An 11,424-nucleotide genomic window follows, 5' to 3' on the forward strand; every position below is an offset into this window, starting at 1 on the left:
CCCCGCGGAGCGGGTACCTGAGCGCTGCGCGCTCAGGAGAGAACCGCCTCGCTGCGCTCGACGGGGCTCGGCTTCGCCGAGCCAGAGCGGCCCTTCGGGCCGGAGTCCTGCGCTTCGCTCCGGACGGGTTCGAGGCCTCGCTCCGCTCAACCTCGAACGGGCCGCTGCGCGGCCCTGGGTGACCCCGTTTCACGGGGTCCGGGCCTTCGGCCCGTTGGGCGGGGCCGCTCCGCTTCCCCCATCCGGTCCTTCCGGCTCCGCCTCCAGGACCAGCCCGCTCCGCGGGCAGCCAGCAGCAGAGCAAGAGGCTCGGTGCACGACTCCGGGCAGCTGGCCTCGGCCGAGTCGGAAGCCGGCGAATGGCGTACGCCCTTCCCTGGCCAGCACAGACACCGGAGCGTGATACCGATGTGCACCGAACTGAGCAGGCACTACGTCAAAAACGTCAGTGCAGAATCGGCAAACACTGTCAGTAGCAAAACCCAGCCCATTCGGCCCTGACCAGGAACAACTCCCGGACGACCACTGACATCTCAACGCCGAAAACCCACTGACAACCACACGCACATCATCACGGCGGGGCTCGGCTTCGCCGAGCCAGGGCCGGCCCTTCGGGCCGGGGTCCTTCGCTGCGCTCCGGACTCGTTCGGCTTTCGCTGCGCTCCAGCCGAACGGCCTGCTTCGCAGACCTGAATGACTCCGTTTCACGGAGTACGGGCCTTCGGCCCGTTGGGGCGCGTCCGCTTCGCTCCCCCACCCCGGGTCCTTCTGGCTTCGCCTCCAGGACCAGCCCGCTCCGCGGGCGCCACCAGCAGTGTCAGTGATGCCGGTTAGGTTTCCCTTGACGGGGTCGGCAGCGAAGCCTCCAGCACTGGAAACCCAACGGCAGAAACCTCCCGGCCTGCACGGGGGCGGCCACGGCCTAACCGGCGACCGGGGCAAAAGGGCCATGCAGATGCTTGCCAGCACCGGCCCCGTCACCACTCAGAAGCCGCCTCAGGGCTGGCATAGGCTGTACAGGCGCGGTGGGGGCAGGTAGCGCAGAGGTCGACGCACCCTCTTGCTAAGAGGACTGACGCCGGTTCGAATCCGGCCCGCCCCACCGCGTGCCCTCAAGAGCACCCCGCTGCTCAGGGCCTCCGGGCCCAGGCCGCGTCGCGGGCGTCAGCAACGACGGGCTATGTGCCGGTCCAGGAGCCTGATAGCCATCTCATGGTTGTACGAGGCGGCCAAGTCCCTCGGAGTTTCACCGTCGGGTGTCGCGGTCGGATCGGCTCCATAGGCCAGGAGGATCGCGGTGAGCGCCGAGTCCAGTGGCCCACCAGACTGCAGCGCCCCATCCCCTTCGGCATCGATCGCGTGCAGAAGAAGAGTCAACCCACAGCACACCTCCTCAGGGTCCGCGCCCGCATCGAGAAGACGGGTCAACTCGCCATGGTCACCTGACTCGACCGCCTGATGCGCAGGAGTCCACAGATTGTCCACGCCTGCTCCCACTGCACGCGGAAGGTTCACCTCGGTTTGCTCGCTGCGCTCCATACGAGTCCCCACTCATCCCACCGCCGTCAGCCAACCACTCGTCCGTGCTGCGTTCGAGTGTAGCCCGTGCATCAGAAGTGATGCACTATGTACTGTTGGCAGAAATTGGGCAGACGCTGAGGCGGGGAACATGGCCATCAAACGAGAAACCCCGACGGGCATCACCCTCAGGGCAAGATACTTTATTCGCGCCCACGGCCACTGGGCTGATCATGCTGACATCGAGCAGTACAGAGCCCGATGGACAGAGCACAGCATCCCGACGGCTCAGATCGACCGCGTGGCCTCCTACGAGAGGGTCTGGGGCGGCCTGATCCTGCCACCTTCCCCGCACTACGACGGTGGCCCCCGGGCGCTCAGCGGCGATGTGCCCGAAAGACTCGAATCCGGCGCGTGGCTCTTCGAAGCAGGGGCGCAGCGCACGGCCCTCCCCTACTCGTTCGTGATCGGACCCGGCGGGGAATTCGGCCTTCACGCCGGCGCCGAGGACTGGGTACCACTGCACTCCGGCATCGAGGGGTGGGTGGAAGCCCTGTCGCTGGCCGACCACGCCCGGCGCTGCGCACGTACCACCACCACGCTGACCGGCGCTGCCGTAGACGACCTCGACCTCGACGGATTCGAAGCCGTACCGGAAGTCGCAGGCATTACGGACACCTGGTGGCGCGGCACCGACTCACTCATCGCCATCTACCGCGGCGAAGCCGAGGCCATGCACGCACCCCAGTGCCGCACCGCCACCATCTACGCCGGACTCAACGACTGGGGACTACGGGGACTCGACACCTAGACAAGCAACAAAAGAACCCTCACTGCCCGATCTCCACCGGACAGAATGGACACCCGGAATGCACGGCATTTCCCTCAGGGAACACCAGGTCGACCAGAAGTCAGCGTTCCGCAAGTGGGTGGGATTCCCTGCAAGGACATCCGTACCCCCGCAGGGGGCACGAGGCACCATCGTGTCAGCGACCGGGTCAGGAAAGACGATCACGGCCGCCGCCTGCGCGCTGGAATGCTTCCCAGACGGCCGGATCCTCGTCACCGTTCCCACCCTGGACCTGCTCGCCCAGACCGCCCAGGCATGGCGCCTGGTCGGCCACCGGGCCCCGATGATCGCCGTCTGCTCGCTGGAGAACGACCCGGTTCTCAACGAGCTCGGGGTGCGCACCACCACGAACCCGATCCAGCTCGCGCTGTGGGCCGCCTCCGGGCCGGTGGTCGTGTTCGCCACGTACGCCTCCCTGGTGGACCGCGAAGACCCCGACGCACCCGAGGAGCAGCGGAGGATCCGCGGGCCCCTGGAGGCCGCCCTGACGGGCGGCGAGCGGCTCTACGGGCAGCAGATGGCGGGCTTCGACCTCGCCATCATCGACGAGGCCCACGGAACCGCCGGCGACCTCGGACGACCCTGGGCAGCCATCCACGACAACACCCGCATCCCAGCCAACTTCCGGCTCTACCTGACCGCGACCCCGCGCATCCTCGCGGCGCCCCGGCCGCAGAAGGGCTCGGAGGGCGAGGAGGCGGAGATCGCGTCCATGACAGATGACCCCGACGGCACCTACGGGGCGTGGCTCGCGGAGCTGGGGCTGTCGGAGGCGATCGAGCGGGGGATCCTCGCCGGATTCGAAATCGACGTCCTGGAGATCCGCGACCCCTCATCCATCCTCGGGGAGTCCGAGGATGCACGGCGGGGCCGGCGCCTAGCCCTGCTGCAGGCCGCGCTCCTGGAGCACGCGGCGGCGTACAACCTGCGCACGGTCATGACGTTCCACCAGAAGGTCGAGGAGGCGGCCGCGTTCGCGGAGAAGCTCCCGGAGACGGCCGCCGAGCTGTACATGAACGACACCTCCGACGCCGATCTGGCGGCCGCAGGCCGACTGCCGAAGTCATCCATCGAAGCCGAGTTCTACGAGCTGGAAGCCGGCCGCCACGTACCCCCCGACCGGGTCTGGTCGGCGTGGCTGTGCGGCGACCACCTCGTCACCGAACGGCGCGAGGTCCTGCGCCAGTTCGCCAACGGTATCGACGCGAACAACCGGCGCGTACACCGGGCGTTCCTCGCCTCCGTCCGCGTCCTCGGTGAAGGCGTCGACATCACCGGCGAGCGCGGCGTGGACGCGATCTGCTTCGCCGACACCCGCGGCTCCCAGGTCGAGATCGTCCAGAACATCGGCCGGGCCCTGCGACTCAACAAACACGGCTCCACCAAGATCGCCCGGATCATCGTGCCCGTGTTCCTGGAGCCGGGCGAAGACCCCACCGACATGGTCGCCAGCGCCAGCTTCCGACCTCTTGTAGCGGTCCTTCAGGGCCTGCGCTCTCATGACGACCGTCTGGTCGAGCAGCTCGCCTCCCGCGCCCTCACCAGCGGCAAGCGCAAGCTGCACGTCCAGCGCGACGAAGACGGGCGGATCGTCGAGGCCGGCGGCGAAGGTGACGGCGAAGACCAGAAGGACGGCACCGACGCAGCAGCCGAGTCGGCGCTGCTCCACTTCTCCAGCCCCCGGGACGCCGCCACCATCGCCGCGTTCCTGCGCACCCGCGTCTACCGACCCGAATCCCTGGTGTGGCTGGAGGGCTACCAGGCCCTCATCCGGTGGCGGCAGGAGAACGACATCACCGGCCTCTACGCCGTCCCGTACGACACCGAGACCGAGGTCGGCGTCACGAAGGCGTTCCCGCTCAGGCGGTGGGTCCACCAGCAGCGCAAGGCCCTGCGCACCGGGGAACTCGAGGACCGGCGCAAGACCCTGCTGGACGCCCCGGAGGCCGGGATGGTGTGGGAGCCGGGCGAGGAAGCCTGGGAGGCCAAGCTAGCCGCCCTGCGGTCATACCGCCGGGCCACAGGGCACCTCGCGCCCCGGCAGGACGCGACGTGGGGCGAGGACGACGAGATGGTGCCCGTCGGACAGCACATGGCCAACCTCCGGCGCAAGGGCGCCAAGAACGGCCTGGGCAAGGACCCGGACCGCGCCGCGGAACGCGCGGCGCAGCTGACCGCGATCGACGAGGACTGGGACTGCCCGTGGCCGCTGGACTGGCAGCGGCACTACCGCGTGCTGGCGGACCTGGTTGACGCCGACGGCCAGCTGCCCGACATCGCACCCGGCGTCCTCATGGACAGCGACGACATCGGACGCTGGCTCCAACAACAGAAGCAGCCGGCCACCTGGGCGCGGCTCCTGCCCGAGCAGCAGAAGCGGCTGACCGCACTGGGCGTAGAGCCCGTTCAGACGCCGCCTCCGGCCCCGACAGCAGCTCGTGGAGCGAAGGGTCCGGGCAGGGCGCAGCAGGCGTTCCAGCGGGGCCTGACAGCCCTCACGCAATGGGTCGAACGGGAAGGCGCCCACCGGCCGGTACCCCGCGCCCACGCCGAGGAGATCACGGTCGACAGCGAGGCGAAGCCGGTGATCGTGAAGCTCGGCGTGTGGGTCTCCAACACCAAAACCCGCCGCCACAAACTCACCCAGGAACAGCTGGACGCACTGCGGAAGCTCGGCATCGAATGGGCGTGACGGCAGGCGTGGCCTTGGGCTGACTGCTCAAGGTAAGGGTGCGGTGGGGACCGGCCAGGATGACGCCCGGTCCCCGCCGACGTCGCGAAGCACGCTGCCGACACCGCACCAAGGTCGTCGCTCGCCGCAGAGTCAGTCGGCCTCGGATGTGATCCATGCGGCGGGTACGAGTGCCTGTCCGTCGCGGCGGCGCCACCGGTGCTCGACGTGGTCGCTGAAAGCTGGGTCTTCGAGGTCTGCGTGCTCCATGACGATGACCTGTAGCTTTCCGTCGAGCCGGCGGAGCGTCCGGTGGATGGCTTTGAAGATGTTCAGGAGCAGAATCCGGTCGTCGCTCTCCAGTACCTCTTCGCCGACGTGGTCGGGCGGAAAGTACACCTGCGAGGGCTGGTCGAGAATGAGTACGCCTGGCACTGGGTTGTCGTTCTCGGCGAACCACTCGTGGAGGCTGAGGAGGGTGGCCACGTGGTACCCGAGGTGGTTATCCCCGCTGCCCATGTTCTTCAGGGGAATCGGGCCCTCGGGGGTGTCGGCCACCACGGTGAGACGGTTCACGTCGAGGCGGAGCATCGAACTGGAGTGTTCCAGTTCGAGTTCCTGTGCCTTGGACCTGATCTGCTCGTTGATCAGGGACAGGAAGCTGGTCAGGCGGTCGCCTTGGGCATCTTCGCTGAGTAGCGTCTCCAGCTCGGCGATCCGTGTGCGCAGCTCCTCGGTTCGGTCTTCCATCCGAGGGCCGATGGCAAGTTGGGCCGCGGTGTCCAGGTAGAGGCTGATGCGGCCCTGCACGATGGCGGCACGCCGTACGTCGTCGGGCTCCCGTTCGAGGGCCCGGAAGGCTGCGGTGACCTCGTTGATCTCTTCGTGATTGCGGGCGAGCTGCGAGCGGATTTCCTGTAGTCGGCCCTCTTCGTCGCTGATCATTTGCTCGATGGCTGGAGTGTCTCTGCCGATGGCGTGCAGGTCGCTTTGGAGGTGCTCAAGCTCCATGTTCAGTGTCATTGCAGTGACGTTGGCGGGTGTGACGGGACCGGCGCAGACAGGGCAATGTCCGCCATACGGACTATCTATTAGATCGCGCTTGAGTAGCCCCAGGGTGCCCAGCCGAGCGCGTTGCTCGTTTGCTTGGTCGGTGAAGTCGCCGTTTTCCGCCAGGGCTGTTTTGAGGTCGGCGATCCGTGCCCGTGCTCTGTTGGCGTGGCTCCGCAGCTCGCTACGACGGGTGCGGAGGTCGCTGATGGGGTCATCGGTCGGTTCTGGGCCCGCTTGAGGGCCGCTTTGGAGGAGCGCCTGACGCAAGAGTCGCAGGACTCCTTCGGCGGTCGTCTCGCGGCTGGCGTCAGCGCGAAGAAGGCCGGCTTCGATGGCTTCGGTAAGCAGAGCCTGGGCCTGGCCGGCAGCGGGGGCGAGTACTCTCGCGGCGGCCAATTTCGCTTCGTGGTCGGACAGGTCTTTGCGTGCGAGGCGCAGTCGGCTGCGGAGGAGTGCTTGCTCGCGGTCGGTTGCGCCGAGGAAGTAGGGGATGACGCCGCGGATGGTGTTCGGCCTCCACTCCTTGCCTTGGGAGTGGAAGAGGACGTCTTCGTTGGCGACCTCGTTCTGGGCCTGGAAGCAGAAGAACAGCGCGTGACGGATGGACGGTGCGATGAGCGTTGCACGGCCGACGGCGGGGACGCGGATGTTGCGGTCGATACCGCAGAAGTCGCTCAGAATGTCCTTGGCGACGTCTCTCGGTGTGACGAAACGAAGGTCGTCCAGGGGTGGTGGGGGCGACCCTGGTGCCTGAGAGAGGATGCACAGGACGGTGCTGACGCCCTTCTTGGTTTCGGGGGCGCGGCGGGCGACGAAGAGTTGCTGTCCGGGCTTGGCGAGGGTGATCGCGAAGGTGCTGACGTAGTCGCGGACCTTGCCTGACTTCACTGGATATTCGGAGCTGGCGAGACAGTAATCGATGATCGTCAGCAGGGCGCTTTTGCCGCGGCGGGAGTCGCCGGTGACGATGTTGAGGGCGCCGAGCTTGAAGGGCACCGTGTGCACCTGGCCGGGCTGCTTGCCGTAGATGGTGACCGCACGGATCTGAAAGGTCACGGCTGGACTCCCAGGAGGGTGAGGACGGTGCCGAGGCTGCCGGTGCTGGGGAGCCAGCGGCCGAGCATGAGGGCTGCCTGTTGGACGGCTCGGGTCTGCTGCGTCCCGTCGTTGATGGTCTTGCTCAGGCCACGTGGCTTGAGCAGCAGGCCTGTGGTGGTGCAGAACACGGCGCGAGATTGAAGAGCCAAGAGGAGTCCCGGCCTGACCACGGCCGCGAGCGCCGTGGCGTTGCGTGACATCTCGATACGCACGTGTTGGTTGGCTTCGAGCCACCCCATCAGGCCGGTGCCTACTGTTGCCGGCAGGGCGTTCCTGATGGCGGGTTGCAGGGCCATGATGCTGGCGGTGACAGCTACGGGGAGCGGGCAGGGAGTCTCGTACGCCTTTGCGTGGCCTTGTACGGCGCGGATGCAGAGGAGTGCGGTGAAGGCGGGGTTGTAGAGGGCACGTTCCTCGCGGCTCAGTTCCATCAGCGGGCCCGGGCTGGCTCAAGGAGCGCTATGAGGCGTGCGGAGAAGTCTGGATGCCATCCGACTTTGAGTTCGTCCGCGAGCATGTGGTACGAGCCTTTGGTCACGAAGGTCTCGTCGCACCCTGAGCGTATGGGGAAGCGGGCCTCGCGGTCTACCCAGCGGTAGATGAGTCTGGCTTCCTTCTTCTTCTCCTCCTCGGTAGCCTCGGGGCCGAGTTCTTCCGCCATCTCAGCGAAGCGGGACTGCCACTCCTCGACCAATTTGCGCTCGTACTTGCCGAGTTCGCCGGCACGCAGCAGATTCTCGGTGGACCAGCGGGATCGCTGAGCGAAAGCCCGGACGTAGTCCCGCACCGCTAGACCGATCCGGTCAGCGCCGACACCGATAAGGCCCAGCTGGCGGACAAACTGCTGGTCGGCTGCCTGTGAGGGGTCCGAAGCCATGTCAGAGATGTCGGGGTCGATCGGCAGGTTGTCGGAGCGGAACTGACGCTGCAGGTCGGAGAGCATCTCATCGAACTCGATGCCGGTGACTGGGCTCCCGCCTGGCGTCTGCATCTGCTCGATCACACGGTCGTAGAACCAGCCCTCCAGCCGGTCAAGGAAAGCCTTCGCCGCATCGTGCCCGACGGCGAAGGCGGCAAGGCCCTGCAGCGCGGTACGGACCTCCGTGATGTTCGGGGTACCGCTGAGAATCTCGATGCGGGACATCAAGGAGCGTTGCAGTGGCCTGTCTCCCCGGTCCAGGTTGTCGAACGCCTCGAAGCACTTCGGCAGAGAGCCCTTCGTCGCCTTCGAGGCCTTGCGGGCTTCACGGAGCAGGTGCAGTGCACGCTCTTCATCGCGGTGCTGGCTGCCTCGGGGTTGCAGGCAGAACGCTGCACTGCTCTCAGGAATCTCGGCCGTCGTCAGGAGGAACAGTTTGCTCTCTGCGAGCACGATCCGATCGGCCTTCGCAGCTTCCGCCCAGATCCGGAGCGTCTTCCAAAGATCCTCGGCCAAGTCGGTCATCCGAACACCCTCAGCACGCTGTTTGAGCTGAATCAGGCGCGTATCCGGGCCACGGTGGATTTCAATGTCGTCAGCTGCCTCGACCGCAACACTCCAGTCCATGTCGCCGCTCATCCACTGCTCAATGCAGATGTGCAGAGCCTTGGCGAACTGGAAGAGGTACCCGAGCGCCGATGCCGACGCCTCATACTGCTCACCCGTGTCTGCCATCGCCCACCCTCATCGTCAGACCGACGCAGCGATCATTCCACGAGGGTCATGGCCCGCACATGGCTATGCGTGAAGCAGGCGGCTCCCTTTCACTGCATCCCCAAGCGCAGCGACCGCCAGCCCGCTCATGGACGATGGCCGGCCGGTGGCACCGATGGAGTTCAGCTTGCCTTCACCCCAAACGGTCCGGGCCCGCGCCATACGAGTTGCCGCCCCGGAATCGACGTCACCTCTGGGGTGGCGGTAGCCGCTCACGTACCTGCTGGCGGCCGTCTCACTCGTGCACAGCGCGGTCGCGACCGTCTCCATCGGGAGCCTAGATGGTCGGGAGTGAGGAACGTTGCGACGTCGGCTGGAGCGCCGTAGCGCGGGCATCTCGCACACAGCGCGGCCCCTGGTCTTCCGACGGAAGACCAGGGGCCGGGGGCGGCCCGGTCGTACTGCCCCAGAGCGCTCTGGGCACCGGTCCTGACCCGCGCACCCATGTCGGCGCGGACTGGACACGACCCTAACCGGACCGCCGCAGCCCGGACGACCGCTTCACCAATGCGGTCCCGCTGGCCCGGTCATCGGCCGGGCACCGCGGCAAGGATCAGATCGGCGGCCAGGTGCGGACACTGGCGGGCATGCCAGGTCACCGACAGCACACCGCCCGCAGCCGACAGCGTCCTCACCGCACCGTCTTGATCCGTGGCCCTGCAATGCGGGCAGACAACAACCCGCGGACGGTCGACCTCGAACAACGGCCCTCACCCTCTCTCGCCGGCACAACGGGACCACCGGCTCAGACCAGAACTACCAAACCCGCAACCATTGCGCCCCCTTACTGGCCGGTATACGCCCAATTCCAACCCAGGCCATCCCACGCCACGGCAGCTGCCTCCCAATGGCCCGCTCAGGCACAAAGCCCGCTCTGGGAATCCTCGAAGCATGACCCCTCGGGCACCGCCGAAAAGTCACCGAGCTGCGCAACCAGACTCCATGCAGCTTGGGCTGGCACCCGGTACGCAAGTCCCCCGACCAGCCGGGGGGGGTGGGCTGGCCGGGGCAGACCCCGGCCAGCGGGGGGTGCCGGCCGGAGGCAGGAGGGCGGAGGCCGCAGGAGCAGCCGCTTCACAGCCACCCCCCGGACCCAGCCCGACGATCCTCGCAGGACACCACCCGCCAATCCCGCCGGACACGCATCACCACAGGTACCGCCTGAGGAAGCCGCGGAAGCAACGGGCGCGTCTCCCGCGAGCTCAGCCGGCGGTGGCCGGGCCGGCTGCGAACAGGGGTACCTCCTCGGCCGTCACGTCCAGGCGCCGCCGCATGAACCGCACCGGGTGTCGGTAGACGCCGCCACCGGTGATCCGGGACGCTGCCGTCCAACTGCCCGCAGACCTCACCGAGCTCCTCACCGAACTCACCCTCCGGCTCGACGGCCTGGCCGCCGAGGAGCTGCTGGTGGCGTTGAAGGCTCAGGTGAAGTTGTCCCACTCCAGACGGGCGGCGACTGGCGTCGTGTTCTCCCGGGCGCCGACGGCGGCCTCGTCCTCGCCGGGGCCGGTGAAACCGGTGACGCCATAGCCGTGCCGGGCGAGCGCTGCGGTGAACTCGGGAGAGTCGACGCTCTCCCCGGCGGCGAGCCTGGCCCGGTCCACCACGGCCATGTTCGGCATCGCGGCAATCTTCGGCAGCAGCTCGGTCAACGCCGCCTTGTACTCCTCCAGGCTGATCCCCTGCGAAAGGCTCCGGGAGGTCACGGCCTGGGGCAGGAGCGCCGCCAGCCAGTCCCCGGCACGCTCTTCACGGTAGACACGCCCGACCGCGCCCACCTCTTCCCCGCCCAGCACCCCCTGCATCGGTGCCAGGAGGGACCCCTCGAACTCGGTCAGTTCCAGTCCCTGCTCCGCCCGCGCCGCCGCGTGAAGCCACACACCGGTCAGCAGGTTCACCGCCCCGCTCCCGCGCATCGCCTCCCCCTGAGCCCCTTGCCGTCCGCTCCGGACAGCAGCGCCCGCCACCGCTCCACCCTCAGCGCCTGTGCGTCCACGGACTCCGTCGCCTCACTCCTCACGATCTCCTCGCCGCGCCCACCGCCCGCACGGCCAGCGCGTACGGATCCGGTGATCAAGACGCTAGACCGTTACCTCCTGCCACGTGCGGTTTGCCGAATTTGGCGACAGGTGATCATGAGTGAGCGCCCGCGCGGCCCGCTGAACACCTCCAGCCGCGTCATCGACCGCCCGCACCGCCAGCTAGATGTGGTGTCTCAGGACGTTGGTTCCACAGCGTCCTCGAAGGTGAGCTGCTGCAGGATCGTGTCGAGCGGCTTCGGTGGCTGGTCGAACACGATGCGGTAGTCGCTGCCGGAGGTCCGGATGATGGGTGGCCGGTCTCCGAGCGCGGAGTGCGGGCGCTCGTGGTTGTAGTAGTTGAGGAAGTCCGCGAGCGCGGCCGTGCGTTCCTGAGCGGCTGTGCGTGGCGTCAGCGTGCGAACTTTTCGATGGCCTCCGGGGTGACGGGGGTGAAGAAGTTGACGAGGTTGCCGTCGGGGTCGCGGAACAACAGCGACCGGTTGCCCCAGGGCATCGTGGT

General features: G+C 67.5%; 8 protein-coding genes, 1 tRNA gene and 1 pseudogene. 3 read left to right on the plus strand and 7 right to left on the minus strand.

Translation table 11 applies throughout. The annotated features are described in order from the left end of the window. Positions 1-1,028 precede the first annotated feature (1,028 nt). A tRNA-Ser gene (locus ACIBAD_RS37040) sits at positions 1,029-1,102 on the plus strand. Positions 1,103-1,164: 62 nt separating this feature from the next. Here the strand turns inward: ACIBAD_RS37040 and ACIBAD_RS37045 are convergent. Further along, positions 1,165-1,539 carry an ankyrin repeat domain-containing protein gene (locus ACIBAD_RS37045; protein ID WP_398911422.1) on the minus strand — a complete coding sequence of 125 codons (375 nt, stop codon included), beginning with the start codon at positions 1,537-1,539 and terminating at the stop codon, positions 1,165-1,167. 280 nt (positions 1,540-1,819) lie between these two features. On the opposite strand from ACIBAD_RS37045, the gene ACIBAD_RS37050 reads away from it, so the two are divergent. Beyond that, complete coding sequence (locus ACIBAD_RS37050) at positions 1,820-2,329, plus strand: hypothetical protein (RefSeq protein ID WP_398911424.1); 510 nt, start codon at positions 1,820-1,822, stop codon at positions 2,327-2,329. A gap of 58 nt (positions 2,330-2,387) precedes the next feature. Then, entirely contained in the window at positions 2,388-5,060 is a 2,673-nt protein-coding gene (locus tag ACIBAD_RS37055; protein WP_398911426.1) for a Helicase associated domain protein, read from the plus strand. Between the two features lie 132 nt (positions 5,061-5,192). On the opposite strand, the gene ACIBAD_RS37060 is transcribed toward ACIBAD_RS37055, so the two are convergent. The 6 genes and pseudogenes from ACIBAD_RS37060 to ACIBAD_RS37085 form a co-directional block, all read right to left on the minus strand. After that, on the minus strand, positions 5,193-7,148 hold the full coding sequence (locus ACIBAD_RS37060) for a DUF3732 domain-containing protein (RefSeq protein ID WP_398911428.1): 1,956 nt from the start codon (positions 7,146-7,148) through the stop codon (positions 5,193-5,195). Further along, entirely contained in the window at positions 7,145-7,621 is a 477-nt protein-coding gene (locus tag ACIBAD_RS37065) for a three component ABC system middle component (protein WP_398911430.1), read from the minus strand. Before ACIBAD_RS37065 ends, ACIBAD_RS37060 begins: the two co-directional genes overlap by 4 nt. Beyond that, positions 7,621-8,844 carry an ABC-three component system protein gene (locus tag ACIBAD_RS37070; RefSeq protein ID WP_398911432.1) on the minus strand — a complete coding sequence of 408 codons (1,224 nt, stop codon included), beginning with the start codon at positions 8,842-8,844 and terminating at the stop codon, positions 7,621-7,623. Before ACIBAD_RS37070 ends, ACIBAD_RS37065 begins: the two co-directional genes overlap by 1 nt. A 1,460-nt stretch (positions 8,845-10,304) precedes the next feature. After that, on the minus strand, positions 10,305-10,781 hold the full coding sequence (locus ACIBAD_RS37075; protein WP_398911434.1) for a hypothetical protein: 477 nt from the start codon (positions 10,779-10,781) through the stop codon (positions 10,305-10,307). Between the two features lie 317 nt (positions 10,782-11,098). Further along, complete coding sequence (locus ACIBAD_RS37080) at positions 11,099-11,317, minus strand: integrase core domain-containing protein (RefSeq protein WP_398911436.1); 219 nt, start codon at positions 11,315-11,317, stop codon at positions 11,099-11,101. Beyond that, positions 11,314-11,424, minus strand: a pseudogene (locus ACIBAD_RS37085) (VOC family protein); the annotation flags it as partial. The pseudogene ACIBAD_RS37085 and the gene ACIBAD_RS37080, both read right to left, overlap by 4 nt.

Source organism: Streptomyces sp. NPDC051109, assembly GCF_044455885.1.
In the GTDB taxonomy this organism is placed as follows: domain Bacteria; phylum Actinomycetota; class Actinomycetes; order Streptomycetales; family Streptomycetaceae; genus Streptomyces.